The organism is Amycolatopsis sp. NPDC049252 (assembly GCF_043197175.1).
Taxonomy (GTDB): Bacteria; Actinomycetota; Actinomycetes; order Mycobacteriales; family Pseudonocardiaceae; genus Amycolatopsis.
Map to the genome: position 1 here is coordinate 21162 of NZ_JBICSQ010000056.1, position 18201 is coordinate 39362.

19 protein-coding genes are annotated in these 18201 nt (G+C 72.4%); 9 read left to right on the forward strand and 10 right to left on the reverse strand.

Going from position 1 to position 18201, the window contains the following annotated elements; genetic code table 11:
* The first annotated feature begins 129 nt into the window (after positions 1 to 129).
* A complete protein-coding gene (locus tag ACGFMK_RS35760) occupies positions 130 to 1449 on the forward strand; it encodes a M14 family zinc carboxypeptidase (RefSeq protein ID WP_392772957.1) in 1320 nt (439 codons plus the stop codon).
* Position 1450: 1 nt separating this feature from the next.
* Here ACGFMK_RS35760 and ACGFMK_RS35765 read toward each other — a convergent pair whose 3' ends face one another.
* The 3 genes from ACGFMK_RS35765 to ACGFMK_RS35775 all read right to left on the reverse strand — a co-directional run bounded on the left by ACGFMK_RS35765 (position 1451) and on the right by ACGFMK_RS35775 (position 4594).
* On the reverse strand, positions 1451 to 2488 hold the full coding sequence (locus tag ACGFMK_RS35765; RefSeq protein ID WP_392772960.1) for a class I SAM-dependent methyltransferase: 1038 nt from the start codon (positions 2486 to 2488) through the stop codon (positions 1451 to 1453).
* Positions 2489 to 2797: 309 nt separating this feature from the next.
* Positions 2798 to 3616, reverse strand: a complete 819-nt coding sequence (locus ACGFMK_RS35770; RefSeq protein WP_392772963.1) for a PadR family transcriptional regulator — start codon at positions 3614 to 3616, stop codon at positions 2798 to 2800.
* A gap of 78 nt (positions 3617 to 3694) precedes the next feature.
* A complete protein-coding gene (locus ACGFMK_RS35775; RefSeq protein WP_392772965.1) occupies positions 3695 to 4594 on the reverse strand; it encodes a LysR family transcriptional regulator in 900 nt (299 codons plus the stop codon).
* A gap of 70 nt (positions 4595 to 4664) precedes the next feature.
* On the opposite strand from ACGFMK_RS35775, the gene ACGFMK_RS35780 reads away from it, so the two are divergent.
* Together ACGFMK_RS35780 and ACGFMK_RS35785 are read left to right on the forward strand one after the other, a co-directional pair.
* Positions 4665 to 5639, forward strand: coding sequence for a YeiH family protein (locus ACGFMK_RS35780; RefSeq protein WP_392772968.1), 975 nt, complete (start codon positions 4665 to 4667; stop codon positions 5637 to 5639).
* 122 nt (positions 5640 to 5761) lie between these two features.
* Positions 5762 to 7243 (forward strand): exo-alpha-sialidase, encoded by a 1482-nt coding sequence (locus tag ACGFMK_RS35785; RefSeq protein WP_392772971.1) that lies wholly within the window; start codon positions 5762 to 5764, stop codon positions 7241 to 7243.
* A 184-nt stretch (positions 7244 to 7427) separates the two neighbouring features.
* Here ACGFMK_RS35785 and ACGFMK_RS35790 read toward each other — a convergent pair whose 3' ends face one another.
* Positions 7428 to 8030 (reverse strand): MmpS family transport accessory protein, encoded by a 603-nt coding sequence (locus tag ACGFMK_RS35790; RefSeq protein ID WP_392772974.1) that lies wholly within the window; start codon positions 8028 to 8030, stop codon positions 7428 to 7430.
* 167 nt (positions 8031 to 8197) lie between these two features.
* Between ACGFMK_RS35790 and ACGFMK_RS35795 the strand changes: the two genes are divergently transcribed.
* From ACGFMK_RS35795 to cpt, 3 genes are read left to right on the forward strand one after another with little or no spacing between them, the layout of a single operon-like run.
* Entirely contained in the window at positions 8198 to 9406 is a 1209-nt protein-coding gene (locus tag ACGFMK_RS35795) for a sensor histidine kinase (protein ID WP_392772977.1), read from the forward strand.
* Positions 9407 to 9415: 9 nt separating this feature from the next.
* Complete coding sequence (locus ACGFMK_RS35800) at positions 9416 to 10075, forward strand: response regulator (RefSeq protein ID WP_392772979.1); 660 nt, start codon at positions 9416 to 9418, stop codon at positions 10073 to 10075.
* Entirely contained in the window at positions 10072 to 10638 is a 567-nt protein-coding gene (gene cpt / locus ACGFMK_RS35805; RefSeq protein WP_392772981.1) for a chloramphenicol phosphotransferase CPT, read from the forward strand. The genes ACGFMK_RS35800 and cpt overlap by 4 nt, the downstream gene beginning before the upstream one ends.
* Here the strand turns inward: cpt and ACGFMK_RS35810 are convergent.
* From ACGFMK_RS35810 to ACGFMK_RS35820, 3 genes are all read right to left on the reverse strand, one after another.
* Positions 10589 to 11911, reverse strand: a complete 1323-nt coding sequence (locus ACGFMK_RS35810) for an MFS transporter (protein WP_392772984.1) — start codon at positions 11909 to 11911, stop codon at positions 10589 to 10591. The genes cpt and ACGFMK_RS35810 overlap by 50 nt on opposite strands.
* A gap of 50 nt (positions 11912 to 11961) precedes the next feature.
* The gene (locus ACGFMK_RS35815; RefSeq protein ID WP_392772986.1) at positions 11962 to 12468 is read right to left on the reverse strand and encodes a flavodoxin domain-containing protein; all 507 of its coding nucleotides are present in this window, start codon (positions 12466 to 12468) and stop codon (positions 11962 to 11964) included.
* 74 nt (positions 12469 to 12542) lie between these two features.
* The gene (locus ACGFMK_RS35820; RefSeq protein WP_392772988.1) at positions 12543 to 13643 is read right to left on the reverse strand and encodes a nitric oxide synthase oxygenase; all 1101 of its coding nucleotides are present in this window, start codon (positions 13641 to 13643) and stop codon (positions 12543 to 12545) included.
* Positions 13644 to 13760: 117 nt separating this feature from the next.
* Between ACGFMK_RS35820 and ACGFMK_RS35825 the strand changes: the two genes are divergently transcribed.
* The 3 genes from ACGFMK_RS35825 to ACGFMK_RS35835 all read left to right on the forward strand — a co-directional run bounded on the left by ACGFMK_RS35825 (position 13761) and on the right by ACGFMK_RS35835 (position 15486).
* Complete coding sequence (locus ACGFMK_RS35825; protein ID WP_392772991.1) at positions 13761 to 14114, forward strand: hypothetical protein; 354 nt, start codon at positions 13761 to 13763, stop codon at positions 14112 to 14114.
* A gap of 20 nt (positions 14115 to 14134) precedes the next feature.
* Positions 14135 to 15133 carry a CobW family GTP-binding protein gene (locus ACGFMK_RS35830; RefSeq protein WP_392772993.1) on the forward strand — a complete coding sequence of 333 codons (999 nt, stop codon included), beginning with the start codon at positions 14135 to 14137 and terminating at the stop codon, positions 15131 to 15133.
* Positions 15134 to 15204: 71 nt separating this feature from the next.
* A complete protein-coding gene (locus ACGFMK_RS35835) occupies positions 15205 to 15486 on the forward strand; it encodes a hypothetical protein (RefSeq protein ID WP_392772996.1) in 282 nt (93 codons plus the stop codon).
* Between the two features lie 181 nt (positions 15487 to 15667).
* On the opposite strand, the gene ACGFMK_RS35840 is transcribed toward ACGFMK_RS35835, so the two are convergent.
* From ACGFMK_RS35840 to ACGFMK_RS35850, 3 genes are read right to left on the reverse strand one after another with little or no spacing between them, the layout of a single operon-like run.
* The gene (locus ACGFMK_RS35840; RefSeq protein ID WP_392772999.1) at positions 15668 to 16114 is read right to left on the reverse strand and encodes a GNAT family N-acetyltransferase; all 447 of its coding nucleotides are present in this window, start codon (positions 16112 to 16114) and stop codon (positions 15668 to 15670) included.
* Between the two features lies 1 nt (position 16115).
* A complete protein-coding gene (ligD, locus tag ACGFMK_RS35845) occupies positions 16116 to 17120 on the reverse strand; it encodes a non-homologous end-joining DNA ligase (protein WP_392773002.1) in 1005 nt (334 codons plus the stop codon).
* Positions 17117 to 18196, reverse strand: coding sequence for an ATP-dependent DNA ligase (locus ACGFMK_RS35850; RefSeq protein WP_392773005.1), 1080 nt, complete (start codon positions 18194 to 18196; stop codon positions 17117 to 17119). The genes ligD and ACGFMK_RS35850 overlap by 4 nt, the downstream gene beginning before the upstream one ends.
* Positions 18197 to 18201 lie beyond the last annotated feature (5 nt).

Consider the following 18201-nt stretch of genomic DNA (forward strand, 5'->3'; position numbering starts at 1 on the left):
GTTGACCGGTTTCGCGACTTTCGGGGGTATGGCGGGTTTGTCCCGCACCGACACACTGTGCGTGCCGGTTCGGTGACCGTGGGCTGCCGGGCCGGGCGCCCATCCGTGCGGCCGTGAGGAGATCCCCCGATGGCGTCAAGGTCCCTGTCCCGGCTCGCCCTGGTGGCGGCCGGCACCCTGCTCGCTTCCCTGCTCGGGAGCAGCGCCACCGCGCAGCCAGCCGACACGCCGGTGTTCTGGCGTGTCCCGGCGACCGCCGCGCAGGCCGCCGCCCTGACGAACGCCGGGTTCGACGTCGAAGAAGGTGACGCCGGTTCGGTGTACGTCGTCGGCGGCAAAACCGTCGCCGCACAGTTGCAGGGCCTCGGCTACCGGCCGAGCTTCTACGACACCGTCTACAAGGAACTGCCCGCGCAGGCGAATTCCCTCGCCGCGGACACCTTCTACGGCGGCTACCGCACCGTCACGGCGCACGAAGCGCACCTCACGAGCGTCGCGGCCGCGCACCCCGACCTGGCCACGAAGTACACGATCGGCCAGTCGTGGAAGAAGCAGCAGGGCCAGGGCGGGCACGACATCCAGGCGATCTGCCTGACCAAGAAGCAGACCGGCGACTGCACGCTCTCGACGACGTCGAAGAAGCCGAAGTTCTTCCTGATGGCCCAGATCCACGCGCGCGAGCTGTCGACCGGTGAGCTCGCCTGGCGCTGGATCGACTACCTCGCCGACGGTTACGCCACCGACGCCACCGCCAAGTCCATTTTGGACACCACCGAGGTCTGGGTGGTGCCGATCTCGAACCCCGACGGCGTCGACATCGTCGCCTCCGGCGGGAACTCGCCGAAGCTGCAGCGCAAGAACGCGAACAACACCCGCGGCGGCTGCTCCGGCACCAACATCGGCATCGACCTCAACCGCAACTCGACGTTCAAGTGGGGCGGCGACTCCAACTCCCCCTGCGCCGAGACCTACCAGGGCGTGAGCGCCGGCTCCGAGCCCGAGGTGAAGGCGCTCGAAGGCCTGGCCCGCTCGATCTTCCCGGACCAGCGCGGCACCGGCAACAACGACCCCGCGCCGACCACCGCCAAGGGCACGATGATCACGTTGCACAGCTACGGCAACGACATCATCATCCCGTGGGGCTTCACGCAGGCCACCTCGCCGAACGACGCGCAGTACCGCAAGCTCGGCGCGAAGTACGCCGCGTCCAACGGTTACCTCGTCGGCACCAACGAGGAGACCGTCGGCTACGACACGAGCGGCACCACCGACGACTTCACCTACGGCGAGCTCGGTGTCGCCAGCGTGACGTTCGAGGTCGGCGGCTCCAGCGGCACCTGCGGCGGGTTCCTGCCGCGCTACACCTGCGTCGACAGCACGTTCTGGCCGAAGAACAAGGGCGCGCTGATCACCGCCGCGAAGGCCGCGGCGGCGCCGTACCAGCAGTGACTCACGCGCGGCAGACGTAGATGCAGTTCTGCGGACGCGGGGAATCGAGCACGTCGACGTGCCGGAACCCCGCGTCCGCGAGCAGTTCCGACGCCTTTTCGGTGCCCCACATCGCGCCCAGTGCCGCGCCGCCCTCGGCGAGCGACGTCGTGGTGCAGTACATCAGGCTGATCGAGTAGCACAGCGCGGCGAGCGGGTTGCCGACGTTCTTCTCCACGTGGCTGGAGAAGTTGGTGTCCACCATGAAGAACAGCCCGTCCGGCGCAAGCGCCCCGCGGATCCGGCGCAGCACGACGTCCGGGCGGTCCTGGTCGTGGATCGCGTCGAACGCGGTGATCAGGTCGTACGGCGGGTCGGCCGTCAGCTCGGCCGCGTCCGCCACCGCGAACTCGGCGTTGGGCAGGTCCGCGTTGGTCTCCTCCGCCTGCGCGACGACGCCGGGATTGATGTCGACGCCGGTGAACCGCGACGCGGGAAACGCGCGGGCGGCGACCGCGATGGCGTTCCCGGTGCCGCAGCCCAGGTCGAGCACGCGCGCGCCCTCGGCCAGCTTCGCCGTCAGGCCGGGGACGGCGCCGAAGAAGCCGTCGACCAGGTGCTCGCGGTAGATGTGCTTCCAGCTGTCGCCGGTCTTCGCGCCGAGCGTCTCGAGGTAGGGCCCGTACGCCGACCGCGGCACCCCGCCGCCCTCGGCGAAGCTGCGCTCGAGGTCGGGCAGGATGCCGGTGAACGCGCTCAACGTCAGCAGCGACGGCAGCTGGTTCGACGCCGTGTCGCCGAGCAGGAACTTCGCGTGCTCGGGCGGGAAGGTGTACTCCCCCGCGTCGCAGGTGAAGATGCCGCCGGTGACCATCGCGCCCAGCCACTCGCGGACGTACCGCTCCCGCAGCCCCGCCCGCTCGGCGAGGCCGGCACTGGTCGCGGGGCCGCGGGCGGCCGCTTCGAGCAGGCCGGTACGGTGCCCGAGCCCGATCAGCATGGTCAGCGCGCTGCCGGTCATGGTCGCGGTCAGGTGCGCCGCGAAGTCCTTTTCCTCCATGCGCACCGAGCTTACCGGGTTTTCAAACCGTCCGATGTGGACGGTCCCGCGCCGGTCGAGGGGCCAGCCGGGCGCCCCCCCCGGGCCCCGCCCCCCCAACCCCAACCCGCCGGGGCCCTCGCCCCCCCCCCCCCCGGAGGAGTCGTTTATAACACCCGGCCTGTGGGGCCCGCCCCCGGCCCGCGCGCGCCCCTGGGGGCCCCCCCCCCCCCCCCTCGACAGCCGAACGCCAAGCGGGCCGCCGCGAGGGGCACCTTCAGGGCTTACGTCTCCCTGAGGGTGCCCCTCACGGTATTGGCGGCCGGGCCGTCAGGCTTCCTCGTCCTCCAGGTCCGCGTCGGCGAGGACCGCGTAGACCCGGCGGCGCGCGTCGGCGAGGATCTTCTTCACTTCGGCTACCTGGGCTTCGTTTCCGCTGTAGCCGACCTGGGCGGCCGCGCCGGACAGCTCTCCCAGCGCGTTCCAGAGCGCGGCGAAACGGTCGGCGTTCGGCTCGTCCTCGGGGGCGCCGTCGGACCACAGGGCGGCGAACTCCTCCTCGCGGCCGTCGACGTGCTCGCGCCCGGCGTCGGTCAGCTCGGCGACGCGCCGGCCGCCCGACTCGACCGTGCGGACCAGGCCCTCGTCCTCCAGCTGCTGCAGGATCGGGTACACCGAACCGGGGCTGGGCCGCCACCGGTCATGGGTGCGCCGCCGGATCTCCTGCATCAGCTGGTAACCGTGCATCGGCTCCTCGGCCAGCAGCGCGAGCACGGCCGGGCGCACCGGACGCGCCGCGGGCCGCCCACCCCGGAAGTCCCGCACCCGCTGGAAGGCGCCGCCGCCCCAGCCACCCGGGCCGCCGAACGACCCCGGCCCGCCCGGGAACCCCGGAAACCCGGGGAAGCCGCCCGGGCCCCCCGGCGGCTGCGGCGGGTGGGGTGGGTGCGGCGGAAAACCACCCGGCGGCCCGCCGCGCGCCAGGTCGGGGCCACCTTCCCAGTCCTCGTGGCCGGGCATCCCGTGCTCGTGGTCCGGGTGCCCGTGGTGTCCCGGGTGTCCTGGATGCCCCGGGTGCCCGTGGCTGCCGAAGGGCTCCCCGCCCCCGAACCCGCCGAACATCCGCCCTGCTCCGGTGTGCATCACCATGGTTGCCTCCTCGGTCGTCGTATCGCCGACATTCGCACGATATATCGCCGTTGGATCGGCCGCAAGGAAGCGTCCCCGTCAGGACCCGGACTTGACCGCCAGCGCCAGCAGCTCCGCGGCCGGTCCGGCCAGCCGGCGGCCCGCCGGCCACACCGCGCGCAGCACCCGGCCGAGCTCGAGGCCGTCGACCGCCACCGGCACCAGGCGGCGCCCGGCCACCTCGCGGACGACGTCGAGGTCGCTGATCACCGCGGGTCCGGCCCCGGCGATCACCGCGTTGCGCACCGCCGACGCCGAACCCAGCTCCAGCAACGGGTTCACCGGCCCGGCGCCCGCGCGGCGCAACGCCGCCTCGACGGTCTCGCGGGTGCCCGACCCGGGTTCGCGCACCACCAGCGGCGTCGCGGCCAGCTCCGCGGCGGTGAGCGGACGGCGTCGCCGCGCCCACTGGTGCCCGGCCGGGACGACCACAACCAGCCGGTCGGTGGCGACCCGGCGCGTGCTCAGGCCCGGCCACGGCCCCGGCGACTCGACGAACCCGAGGTCCACCTTCCCGTGCGTGACGAGGTCGGCGACGTGCTCGGAGTTGACCACCTCGAGCCCGACGTGGGTGTCCGGCCCGGTCCGCTTCACCTCGCCGATCCACGCCGGCACGAAGTGCTCGGCCAGTGTCATGCTCGCCGCGACGCGCAGTTTCGCGCCGCGCTGGGTGCGCAGCGCCTCGGCACCGGTCCGCAGCCCGTCCACCTCGGCCAGCACCCGGTGGGCCCAGCCCGCGATGACCCGGCCGTCCGGGGTCAGCGCGGAGCCCCGTCGCGTCCGGTCCACGAGGGACAGTCCCAGCTGACGCTCCAAAGTGGACAAGCGTTTGCTCGCCGAGGGTTGCGCGATGCCCAGCGCGGTGGCCGCCTGGCCGATGCTGCCGAGGTCGTCGACGAGCACCAGCAGGCGCAGCGAGTCCAGATCCGGTCCGGTCATAGCCCCAGTCTATGACCTGGGCCGGCACGGACGGCTACCGAAACCCGCGCGCCCGGGCGACGCTGGGACCATGGCACTCACGACGGCGAAACCGCTCCTGCCCGGCCTCGTGATCACCGGCCTGGGTGTCGCCGCCGCGTACGCGCTGAGTTCGGCGTGGCCGGTCGCCGGCGCGCTCACCGTCGCCGTCGTGCTCGGCATCGCCGTCGGGAGCACTCCCCTGCTGGCCGACGAGCACCGCCAGGCCGTCGCGCGCGTCACGAAACGCCTGCTGCGCGCGGGGGTCGTCCTGCTCGGGCTGCAGCTCGCCCTGCCGACAGTGCTCAGCCTCGGCGCCGGCACCCTCGCCGCCGTGGTGGTGACGGTCGCGGTCACCTTCCTCGGCACCCTCGGCCTCGGCAAGCTGGTGCGGGTGCCGCGCGGGCTCGCCCTGCTCGTCGCCACCGGCTTCTCGATCTGCGGCGCGTCCGCGATCGCCGCCATGGAGGGCGTCGTCGACCGCGAGGACTCCGACGTCGCGACGGCGGTCGCGCTCGTCACCTGCTACGGCAGCCTCGCGCTCGGCGTACTCCCCTTGCTCGCCCGCTGGCTCGGGCTGGACGCGGTCCGCACCGGCAGCTGGGCCGGGATCTCGGTGCACGAGGTCGCCCAGGTCGTCGCCGCGGCCGGGCCGGCGGGCGCCGGCGCGGTGACGATCGCGATCGTGGTGAAGCTGAGCCGGGTCGTGCTGCTGGCCCCGATGGTCGCGATCGTCGGCGCCACCGAACGCACCCGCCGCGGCGGGCACGCGCCCCTCGTCCCGCTGTTCGTGCTCGGGTTCCTCGCGATGGTCGCCGTCCGCAGCACCGGGCTCGTCCCGGCGTTCGCGCTCGACGTCGCGAAGACCGCGTCCACCCTCCTGCTCGCGGGCGCGCTGTTCGGCCTCGGCTGCGCCGTCCGGCTCGGCCCGCTGCTGCGCGGAGGTGGCCGGGCGCTGCTCCTGGGTCTGCTGTCCACGCTTCTCGTGTTCGCGACCGGCTTCGCCACGCTGGCCGCGTTCACCTGATGTTTTCCCACCGGCCAGGGATATAGCTCGTTATACGCCGGGTTGTACGGGTCTTGTACGGGCCGGGTCGACGCTTCCGCCGAGACGTAGGACGTAGAACGAACTCGTAGGGAGTCCCCACCGTGAAGTTCACCCGTATCGCCAGAGGGCTGCTGGCCGGGCTGCTGGGGTGCGCGGCCGTTGTCGCCGTCCCGGCGGCCATCGGCACCGCGCAGGCCGACGTGGCCAGCACCCTGGTGTTCACCAAGAACACCGAGGGCCACGACTGTTACCGCATCCCCACCATCGTGAAGGCGAACGACGGCGCGCTGCTCGCGTTCGCCGAAGGCCGCAACGACGGTGCCAGTGTCTGCAACGACCTCGGTGCGATCGACCTCGTGATGAAGCGCTCCACCGACGGCGGCAAGACGTGGAGCGCGCTGCAGACCGTCATCAACGCCAACGGCGACACGAAGGGCAACCCGGCCCCGATCGTGATCCCGGGCAGCAACCGGGTGGTGCTGCTGTCGACGATGCAGTGCTACACCAACCCCGCCTGCGGCCGGATCCCGCGCGTGTCCCTCAGTGAGGACAACGGGAAGACGTGGGGCGCGCCGCGCGTGCTGACCACCGAGCTCGGCTTCTCCGCGGCGCCGAGCTGGCTGGCCACCGGGCCGTCGCACGGGATCGTGCTGACCCGCGGCGCGCACCGGGGCCGCCTCGTCGCCGGCATGAGCTACTCGACCGTCGGCGCGCTGGTCTACAGCGACGACAACGGTTCCACCTGGCACCTCGGCGCCACCGACAAGCCGAGCGCGAGCACGATGAACCCGCAGGAGATCAGCGTCACCGAGCTGGCCGACGGCCGGGTCTACGCCGCCGCGCGCAACCAGGCCAACGACGGCGACAAGTGCCTGCTGGACGGAACGCACAACCGGGCGTACGCGATCAGCTCGGACGGCGGCGCGACGTTCAGCACGAAGTTCACCTTCGCCACCGACCTCGTCGCCCCGACCGTCGAGGGCTCGACGGCCCGGATGAGCGCCACCGACACCGGCGGCGAGTACGACCGGATCGTGTTCGCCGCACCGTCCACTTGCGACCGTCGCAAGCAGCTGCGGGTGCACTCCTCGTTCGACGAGGGCGGCAACTGGACGGGCACCGACTCGAGCCTGCTCGTGTGGGGCCAGGACGCGGCGTACTCGGACATGGTCCAGCTTTCGCAGTCGTCGGTCGGCGTGCTGTTCGAGGCCGGCCCGGAGCAGCACGCGAACGACACCATCCGCTTCGCCACGGTGACCGACGACGCGCTGGGCGCCCCGGCCTGCGGTGGCGGTTACGGCGTCATCGACTCGCAGCCGCTCGGCACGGCGGGCACGGCTTACCTGTCCTACAACGCTTCCAACGGGCAGAACTGCGTCAGCACGATGAAGAGCGCGTCCGCCGGGACGGCCACGGCGACCTCGGCGTTCCTGGAGGTCCAGGGCTCGGCGCGGCAGACCGACTCGGGTTCGTTCTCCTACTTCGCCGGCCCGGTCAAGGCGGCCGCGGCGGACAAGTGCGTCAAGTGGGGCGGGACGGCCGGCGGCGTGTCCTACACCAGCGGGTTCGAGCACTGCGGCTGACCCATCGGCGGTGGGGGGGGCCCCCCCCCGCGGCGCCCCCCCCCCCCCCCCCCCCCCCCCGCCCCCCCCCCCCCCCCGCGGGGGGGGGGGGGGGGCGCGTGGGGGGGGGGCCCCGGCCCGGGGGGGGGGCCCCCACCGCCGTCCCCGTACCGCCCGGCCCCCTCGGCCGGGCGGTACGGGCGGTTCAGAAGCCGGTGCAGCTCGCGACGGCGCCCGGTCCCGCCGCGGTCGCCGTCTTCGCGTCCTTGCCGTCCACGACCACCTTGCAGGTCACCGAGCCGCCCTCGGGCCCGGCGGTGGCGGCGAACTGCGCGCCCTCGAGGAACCCGGTGGCCTCGACGGTCTTGGTCCACGGCACCGGGGCGGCCTGCTCGGTGTTGATCAGGATCGTGTGCGCTTCGAAGGTGCTGTAGTCGATGTTCGCGGTCTTCGCGTCCCCGCTCACCTGGTAGGTGATCGTGTGGTGCCGGGTGGCCTGGTCCTGGACGTCGGACACGGCCTTGCCGATCACCACCGCCCACAGGACGCTCACGACCAGGCCGAGCACCGACACGACGATGCCGGCGACGGTGAGTCCCTTGTTGGTCGCCTTCCCGGCGCGGACCCGCGCCAGCCCGGTCGCCGAGAGGATCAGCCCGAGCACCACCAGCGGCCAGGCCACCACCCCGACGAGCGGGATCGGCGAGACCACCAGCCCGAGCAGGCCGAGGACGAAGCCGGCCGTGCCGAGGCCGTTGCGCGGCGGCGCCTGCCGGGGCTGCTGCTGGAGAGTGGGGTTGTCGGTCATCGGGGTTCCTTTCGCCACTGCTTGACGGCGAGAAGGAAAGCAGCGCGACGCCCGGCCCCGCGTCGTCCGCGAGCCTCGACGCCGTACGACTAAAGTCGTCACCACAGCCGGGATGAATCGGCGGAACGGCTGATGGGCACCGCGCGGGCGCCTCGTAGGCTTTCCGCATGGAACGGTCCGGGCTGCGCGTGGTGTGCACCGTGTTCGCGGTCATCGCGTGCGTACTGGTCAGCACCGCGAACTTCGTCTCGGACGCGAGCGTGGCGGGCAGCGAGGACATCCAGCCGACCGCGCTGATGGCGCTGAGCTGGCCCGTCGCGCTGGCCGCCGCGGTGCTGCTGGTGTCGCGCCACCGCTGGCCGGTCGTCGTCACCGGTGCCGCGCTCCTCGCGCCGCTGCTCATGCGCGGCGACTCCCTGGCGGCGCTGATCGCCCTTGCCGCCCTCACCGCACACCACGCCGGCTGGCGGCGCTGGACCGGGACCGCGCTGGTCTTCGTCGCGACCGGGTTCGCCGTCTGGCGCGACGCCGGGCGCGTGACCGACCTGTCGCTCGCGGAGGCGTGGCTGTCCACCGAGACCACGGGGTCGAAGCTGACCGGGGTGATCATCACGGCGCTGGTGTTCACGGCCGTGCCGTTCACCGTCGGGGCCGTGCGGTACAGCATCCTCGAAACCCGCCGCCGCGACGTCGAAGAGCGCGCGCTGCGCGACCAGGTCGCCCGCCGCGAGGAGCAGACGCGGATCGCGCGCGAGATGCACGACGTCCTCGGCCACCGGCTTTCCCTGCTGTCGCTGCAGGCGGGTGCCCTCGAGGTCAACGCGGCCACCACGCCGGACGCGGCGGAGGCGGCCAAGACGGTCCGGACCACGGCCCGGCAGTCCCTCGACGACCTGCGCCAGGTGATCGGCGTGCTGCGCGACAACGGCTTCACCGACCGCGGTCCCGCGGGTCCCGGTGGCCCCGCCGAGCCGCCGCAGCCGACGTTGACCGACGTCCCGGAGCTGATCGCGGGCGCCCGCCGGGCGGGCCTCGCGGCGAACGTCACCATCCTGCTCGACCAGGCCACGACGGCTCCGGCACCGCTCGCCACGGCCGCCTACCGGATCCTGCAGGAGGCCCTGACCAACGTCCTGCGGCACGCGCCGGGCGCGCCCACGGAGGTCACCGTGCGCGGCGGGCCGGGCGCCGGGCTGGGGATCGAGGTCGTCAACGCGCTGCCGCCGCAGCCGGTGCCCTCCCCCGGCTCCGGCACCGGGCTCACCGGCGTCAACGAGCGGATCTCCCTGCTCGGCGGCACCCTCACCGCCGGCCCCGGCGCGGACGGGTTCTTCGCGTTGCGGGCCTGGCTGCCCTGGGTGGCGCCGACGCCCTAGCATGGGCGGGTGAGCGTGCGCGTACTGCTCGTCGACGACGACCCGCTGGTCCGCACCGGCTTGTCGATGATCCTCGCCAGCACCCCCGACCTCGAGGTGGTCGCCGAGGCGGGCGACGGCGACGAGGCCGTCCAGCAGGTCGCCCGGCACGACCCGGACGTCGTGCTCATGGACATCCGGATGCGCCGGATGAACGGCCTCGCCGCGACCGCCGCGGTGCTCGCCCAGCCGCGGCCGCCGAAGGTGCTGATCCTGACGACGTTCGACCTCGACGAGTACGTCTTCGAGGCGCTCGCGGCCGGGGCGAGCGGGTTCCTGCTCAAGGAAGGCTCGCCGCAGGAGATCATCGAAGGCGTCCGGGTGGTGGCGCGTGGCGAGGCGATGCTGTCGCCGCGCACCACGAAGCAGCTGATCGGCCAGTTCGTGGCGGCCCGCGTCAGCCCCCGGCGGGCGCGGGCCCGGGCGGGCCTGGAGCTGCTCAGCGACCGTGAACGGCAGATCGTGACGGCGGTCGCCCAGGGGAAGCCCAACGCCGACATCGCCGGGGAGCTGTTCCTCAGCGAGGCCACGGTGAAGACGCACATCACCCGGACGTTCGCGAAGCTCGACGTCAGCAACCGCGTGCAGCTGACCATCTTCGCCTACGAGGCCGGGCTCGTCACGCCGTGACGCCGACCCGGGTGATCGTCCTCAACGGAGGGTCCAGCTCCGGCAAGTCCACCCTCGCCCGGTGCCTGCAGGCGGTCCTGCCCGACCCGTGGCTCACCTTCGGCACCGACACGCTCGTGGACGCGATGCCCGGGTCCGGCACGGACATCGGCTTCGCCGCCGACGGTGAAGTCACGGTGGGCGAAGACTTCCGCACCCTAGAAGCGGCGTGGATCGAGGGCATCGCCGCGATGGCCCGTGCGGGCGCCCGGGTCGTCGTCGACGAGGTCTTCCTCGGCGGCGCCGGGTCCCAGCGGCGGTGGCAGCGCGCGCTCGGCGACCTGGCCGTGCTCTGGGTCGCCGTCCGCTGCGACCCGGCCGTCGCCGCGGAACGCGAGGCCGGCCGGGGCGACCGGATCCCCGGAATGGCCGCCCGCCAAGCGGACCTCGTCCACCGGGATGTCCACTACGACCTCGAAGTGGACACCACCCGCACCGGACCCGAGGCGTGCGCCCGGAACATCGCCGCAACGGTCATTTCGCGGACGCCGGAGCCGTCGCCACCGCCGAGTCCCCGAACCTGATGCCCTTGGCCTCCTTGCCGATCGCCGTCAGCACCGCGACCGCGATCAGGCCGGGCACCACCGTCCACAGGAGAGCCGACGAGTACCCGTGGGACTCCGCGATCGCCTGCTGGATCGGGAGGTTGAGCGCCGCCAGGAGGTTGCCCAGCTGGTAGGTGACGCCCGGGTAGAACCCGCGGATCGCGTCCGGGGACATCTCCGTGAGGTGCGCGGGGATCACGCCCCACGCGCCCTGGACCATCACCTGCATCAGGAACGACCCCAGCGCCAGCATGCCCGCCCCGTGGTCGAACGCGAAGATCGGGATCACCGGCAGGCCGAGCACCGCCGCCGCGACGATCGTGCGGCGGCGGCCCAGCCGCTCGGACAGCGTGCCGAACGTCAGGCCGCCGATGATCGCGCCGACGTTGTACAGCACCGCTATCCACGTGCTCGTCGTCGCGGACAGGCCGGCGCCGCCGTTGTCGTGCGCCTTGAGGAAGCTCGGGTAGACGTCCTGGGTGCCGTGGCTCATCCAGTTGAACGCCGTCATCAGCAGGATCAGGTACCCGAAGCGGCGGATCACCTTCGGGTTGAGCAGCACGTCCTTGACCGACGTCCGCGTCACGCGCAGCTTCTCGCGGGTCGCCTCCCAGACCTCCGACTCACGCACCCGCGCCCGGATCAGCAGGCTGATCAGCGCCGGGAAGATGCTGAGCACGAAGATCCAGCGCCACTCGAGGTTCAGTGCCGAGTGGACCAGCAGGTACGCGAGCGCGGCCAGCAGGTACCCGATCGAGTACCCCACCTGCAGCAGGCCCGAGAAGAACCCGCGGCGCGCCACCGGGATCTTCTCCATCGCCAGCGCCGCGCCCAGGCCCCATTCGCCGCCCATGCCGACGCCGTAGACGAAGCGCAGGATCAGCAGCACCGTGAAGTTCGGGGCGAACGCGCACAGCAGGCCGGCCACCGAGTACACCAGTACGTCCACGATCAACGGCACCCGGCGCCCGACGCGGTCGGCCCACAGGCCGAACAGGAGCGCGCCGACCGGGCGCATCACCAGCGTCGCCGTCGTGATGAACGCCAGCTGCGTCGCGGTCGCGCCGAACGACTTGTCCTTGGCGATGTCCGCCAGGACGAAGACCACGAGGAAGTAGTCGAAGGAGTCCATGCTCCAGCCGAGCAGCGCCGCGAGGAACGAGTTGCGCTGGTCTGATGTAAGCGCTTTCTTGGCTTGAGCCGGTTCCGCCTGCCGATCCGTCACGTTCGCCCCGTCCCGTCGGTTCTTCACCGGAAGACTGCAGGCTTGGTCTAGCACCGACGACCCCGTGCGGGCAAGGGTCAGTGCGGCACGCCGATGCGCACCCGGCGGCCGACGTCGCGCGCCCAGGCCTTGATCCGGTCCCAGTCGCGGAAGTCGCCGGCGCGGTGCCCCGAGGCCATCAGCCGCGGGATCAGCCCACGCACCGTCGCCGGGTCCAGCCGGCCGCCGAAGGTGGCGGTGCGCTCCGCGTCGATGCGCGCCGCGAGCAGCGCCACGTTCGCCGGCAGGCTGACCTGCTGCGTGGCCGCGCCGGGGCCGCACGGTCCGCTGTGGAACAACCACACCGGACGCTCGGCCAGGTCCCGCGCGTGGTGCTCCAGGAGCCGGACCGCGTCCGGCCGCCACCGGTGGTAGTACAGCGCGCTGCCGACGACCACCGCGGCGTAACCGTCCACGGTGGCGACGTCGGCGGCGTCGCGCAGGTCCACGGTCAGGCCGATGCCGCGGAGCTCCTCGGCGATCACCTCGGCGATCTGCCGGGTGCCGCCGTGGCGTCCGGAGTGGGCGACGAGGACTGCGGTCATGACTCCATTGTCGGCCCTTCCGCCCGAATCGGCGCCGCGGGCCCGGCACGATCCGCCGAACGGGCGCTCCCAGGTCAGTCCGGCGGCAGGAACGCCGGACGGGCCGCGGGATCCGGCTCGTCGTAGTACCGGTGGAACACAGCGGTCTGACCACCCGAAACGGGCGGCACGATCCAGCTCCAGTCGGCCGGGCAGCGGCGCCCGGCGCGCTCCTCCTTCTCCAGGTGCGTCAGGAACCGCCGTGACTCCGTGTGGTGGTCGGCCATCGTCACCCCGGCCGTGTCGAAGGAGTGCTGCACCGCCAGCGTCAGCTCGACGAGCGCCCGGTCGCGCCACAGGGTGCGCTCGGAGCCGGTGTCCAGGCCCATCAGCTCCGCGATGACCGGCAGCAGGTCGTAGCGGTCCTCGTCGGCCAGGTTCCGGGCGCCGATCTCGGTGCCGAGGTACCAGCCGTTGAACGGCGCGGCCGGGTAGGTGACACCGCCGATCTCCAGCGGCATGTTGCTGATGGCCGGCACGGCGTGCCAGCGCAGGCCCAGCCCGGCGAACCAGCGGTGGTCGGGGTGGCTCAGCGGCACCTCCAGCACGGCGTCCGGGGGCAGCGTGAACAGGTGTGGATCGCCGGGGTCCGCCTCGACCAGCAGCGGGAGGACGTCGAAGGAGCCTCGGCGCTCCGGTGGGCGCCAGCCGAGCCGCCGCACCCGGTCGGTGAACTCGGCGTTGCGCGGGTCCCCGAGCACCGAGCCGTCCTCCAGCCGGTACCCGGCGTAGCGGATCAGCTGCTCGTTGTGGATACGAGGGCCCGCGACGACCGGCGTTTCCGGGGCGAAGACGGTGACCGTCGGGCGGATCCGGCCGGCGCGGGTGGCCTGGCGCAGGTGGGCGACGCACTCGCCGGCGATGCCGGCGGGATCGGTGACCCGGCGCCGGTCGCGGACGCGGAGGCTGTTCCAGTAGAGCCGGCCGATGCAGCGGGCCGAGTTGCGCCAGGCGACCCGGGCGCCGTACGCCAGCTCGGCCGGCGTGTGCCGGTAGGTCCCGGTTTCGGCGATTTCGGTGCGCACCTCGGCAAGGCGCGTCTCGAGCCACGTGCCCTGCTCGGCCGCCCCTTCTTCGAACATCAGGTTGAGGAATTCCTCGGCCTCCGCGGAATTGACGCTCTGTTCTCCCGACACCCGTTGGTGGTAAAGTGCCGGCGCGGTTGTCACCCGCTCGGACGTAGCAGTCACCGCACTACCCCACTCTCCGAAATCGTGATCTGCATCCCGACGGGAAGGTTCACCGTTCCTCCGATGGTCGCCGACACCAGTGTCGACCGGAAACACCTGCAGCACGGGCGCTTCCGACCAGGCGGGGGAGAATACCTCACGTTTCGCAGGACGCCGACACCGAATGCCCAGTACGTCTCTCGGCTCCCGAAATATCGCCGCAACCTGGGAAAACGCCGGAAAATAGCCGTTACCAAGCGTTATCCGGACATGTCGCAACGCATTTCCCGTCAATCGATCACATTTGCGCGCGAACCCCGCGTGATTCTTTACCGGGTGCGGATCTTCGGCTTTTCGTGGGTATTCGCCGAACGGCCTTTTCCGGCACCGGTCCCCCGTGTACGCGCGCGTGCGGGCGAGTCGTTTAGAGTCGGGTGATCGGCAGAGGAGGGAGTTTTGTGAGCCGGATCCCCGTGGTCCTCGTCGCCGGGTTCCTCGGCGCGGGCAAGACGACGCTGCTCAACCACCTGCTCGCCAACCGCGAGGGCGCCCGGGTCGGCGTCGTCGTCAACGACTTCGGCAGCGTGAACGTCGACGCGCTGGCCGTGGCCGGGCAGGTCGACACGATGGTCTCGCTCGGCAACGGCTGCCTGTGCTGCGCCGTCGACGCGAGCGGGCTGGACGCGATGCTGGGCAGGCTGTCGTCGGCCGAGGCGGGCATCGACGTCATCGTCGTCGAGGCCAGCGGCATCGCCGAGCCGCGTGACCTGATCCGGCTGATGATCGCCAGCGAGAACCCGGACATCCGCTACGGCGGCCTGGCCGAGGTGGTGGACGCCGCCGAGTTCGAGGCCGCGCGCGAACGCCACCCCGAACTGGCCGACCACCTGCGCCTGGCCGACCTGGTGGTGCTGAACAAGGCCGACCGGGTTTCCGCCGAGGCGCTGGCCAAGGTCACCGCGACGGTGGAGGAACTGGCACCGGGCCGTCCGCTGCTGGTCACCGCCCACGGCCGCGTCGACCCGCGGCTGTTCTTCGACCCCGAGCCGCGCGGCGAGCGGGTGGGCCAGCTGTCCTTCGACGACCTGCGCGAGGACGACCACGACCACGCGCAGCACCTGCACGCGCGCTACGAGACGGTCACCTTCACCGCCGACACCCCGCTGGCGCCGCGCGCGTTCGTCGGCTTCCTGGAACGCCGCCCGGCCGGGCTCTACCGCATGAAGGGCCAGGCCGACTTCGGCGCCGAGACGCGCTTCCGGCTGCACACCGTCGGCGGGTTCGTGCAGGTCGAGCGCTCGGAAGCTCCGCCTCGGACGGAACTGGTGCTGATCGGCGCCGGCCTGGACACCGAAGCGGTGCTGGCCGACCTGCGGGGCTGCGTCGCGCCGGACCCGGACGTGGTCGACGAGCGCGGCCTGCTGCACATCCTCCGCTATCTCCCCGACGAAGCCTGAGTTCCGCTGGCCGCCACGCCGAAGATCGGCAAAACCGCGGATTCCCGCCGGCCGCGACGGAAACTGACGGCATGACGACCACCGAGGTGAGCGCACCACGCTGGTACCTGGTCGGCGTGCTGCCCGAAGAGGTGCCGCAGGCGCACCTGATGACCCGCTCAGGCGACCTCCGCTACCGGCGTTCGGCCTGCGGCGAGCGCGAGTCCCGCAGCTGGAAGCCGGTCGACTTGACGACATCCGAGGTAGCACCGTGTCCGGCGTGTGTCGCCACGCTGCCCGCTCCCCCGGCGGGCCTGCGAGTGGCCCCGGCGGACGTGGACCGAGGCCAGCTGTCCCTCGAACTGGAGATCTAGCCGCGGCGAGGGGGTCGATGACCGGGGGCACCTGGCCCGCGGAGTCACCTGGCTCGTGCACATTCTCCCGCTCTCCTCAGCGCACACGAGCCGGAGACCCGGTCCGCGGCAAGGGCTCGATCGTGAGGACCGTCCGCTGCTCGGGCCTGCCATCCGCTCCCGCGCCGAGCCGCGTGGATCGCTACGCCAGCGCCTTCTCGTAACAAACCGACTCCGGGTCGGCCTCGTGGGGCGGGAAGTTCGGCACCCGCCGAAAGCCCGCGCGCTCGTACAACCGCATCGCCGCCGGTTGGCGCGTTCCCGTCTCCAGGCGGATGCGGGCCTCGCCGGCCGCGCGGGCCAGGCGTTCGGACGAGGTCACCAAGGCGCTCGACACTCCCGTCCCGCGGGCGTCCGGGGCGACGAACATGCGCTTCAGCTCGTACAGGCCCGGCTCGACCGGTTCCACCGCGCAGCAGCCGATCGCCCGGTCGCCGTCGCGGGCCAGGAGGTAGCGGGTCTGCGGGTGCAGGGGTGGCGGTTGCGCGTCGACCGGCAGGTTGTAGACCACCACCAGCTCGGCCGTCATCGCGGTGACCAGTGCGCGCAGGAAACCGTCGTCGGCCGCGCACTCGGCGACGGTGGCCACCTCAGGCCTTCTTCGCCCGGCTCGGTGCGACGCGGGGCGGTTCGTTCGGCATCTTCGGGTAGACCGGCGGCCACGGGGCGTCCATCAGCCCGGCGGCCAGGTCGGCCTCCGACATCGCCAGCAGCGGCTCGATCGACTGCGGCCGCTCCCCCGCTCCCGCCCACGGGTCGCCCCGCTCGGCCAGGCGGGCCGGCACCGTGCTCAGGGTGAACGTGTCGGGCTCGACGCCGTCCAGCTCGTCCCACGAGATCGGCGTCGACACCTGGCCGCCGACGCGCGGGCGCACGCACCACGTGCCGAACACGGTCTTGTGCGGCGCGTTCTGGTTGAAGTCGACGAACACGCGCGAGCCACGCTCCTCCTTCCACCACTGCGCCGTGATCTTCGCCGGGTGACGGCGCTCCAGCGCCCGCGCCAGGGCGACCGCCGCGGCCCGCACCTGGAAGCTGTCCCAGCGCGGCTCCAGCAGCACGTACAGGTGCAGGCCCCGCGACCCGGACGTCTTGAGGTGGCCTTCGATGCCGTGTTCACCCAGGAATTCGCGGGTCAGCACCGCGGCCTCGCGCAGGTCGTCGAAGCCGATGCCCGGGGACGGGTCGAGGTCGACGCGCAGCTCGTCGGCGACCTCCGGGGTGTGGGCGCGGTACGGCCACACGTGGAAGCCGAGGCAGCCGAGGTTCACCGCCCACAGGATGTGGGCCAGGTCCTTCGCGACCAGCGCGTCACTCGTCGTGCCGTTCGGCGTCGACACCACCGCGGTGCTCAGCCACGGCGGCACCCCCTTCGGGACGCGCTTCTGGAACCAGTTCTTGCCGCCCGCGCCGTCCGGGTAGCGCTCCAGCAGCAGCGGACGGCCGCCGAGCCGGGCCAGCAGCGGTCCGGAGACCGCCCGGTAGTACTCGACGAGGTCCCGCTTCGTCTGGCCCCGCTCCGGGAAGTAGACCTTGTCCGGGCTGCTGATCTTGACCTCGACGCCGCCGACGTCGAGCACCATCGCCTCGCTCATCTCGCCTCCCCGAACAGCTTCGCGAGCTCGGCGGGCGGCGCCTCGTCGAGCTGGGCGTACGTGCACGACTCCGGGGTGCGGTCGGGCCGGAACCGGACCAGCCGCCCGCCGTGGCGGAACCGGCCGCCCTGCAGGTGCTCGTAGCGGACCTCGGCCACCCACTCGGGGCGCAGCGCCTCCCAGGAGAGGTCCTTCTGCGGCGCCCAGCGGCTGTTCGCGCCCGGTTGCCTGCCGGGTTCGGGCTCGTATTCGGCCCACTTGCGCCACGGGTGGTTCTCCAGGGCGTTCTCGCGCAGCGGCGCCAGCTCCTCGACCAGCTCGGCCCGCCGCGCCTTGGTGAAGCTGCTGGCCACGCCGACGTGGTGCAGCACGCCTTCGTCGTCGAACAGGCCGAGCAGCAGCGAGCCGACGCCGGCGCCGTCCTTGTGCCAGCGGAACCCGGTGACGACGCAGTCGGCCGTGCGCTCGTGCTTGACCTTGAGCATCACGCGCTTGTCCTGCTCGTACGGCAGGTCGGCGGGCTTGGCCATGACGCCGTCGAAGCCCGCGCCCTCGAACCGGGTGAACCAGTCTTCGGCCTGCGCGGGGTCGTCGCTGAGCGGGGTCAGGTGGACGCGCTGCAGGCCTTCGGCGTTACTGGCGAGGACGTTCTCCAGCTGCTTGCGCCGCTCGCGGAACGGCTCCCCGGTGAGGTCGGTGTCGCCAAGGGCGAGCAGGTCGAACGCGATGAAGCTGGCCGGGGTCTCCTCGGCCAGCTTGCGCACGCGCGAGGCCGCCGGGTGCAGCCGCAGCTGCAGCACCTCGAAGTCCAGGCCGGCCGGGGTGACCAGGACGATCTCGCCGTCGACCACGCACCTCGGCGGCAGCGCGGCGGCCAGCAGCTCCACCAGCTCCGGGAAGTAGCGGGTCAGCGGGCGGTCGTTGCGGGAGCCGAGCTCGATCTCGTCGCCGTCGCGGAAGACGACGCAGCGGAAGCCGTCCCACTTGGGCTCGTAGAGCAGCCCCGGGTCACGAGGCACCTCGTGCACGGCTTTCGCGAGCATCGGCCGCACGGGCGGCATGACGGGCAAGTCCACCGCGT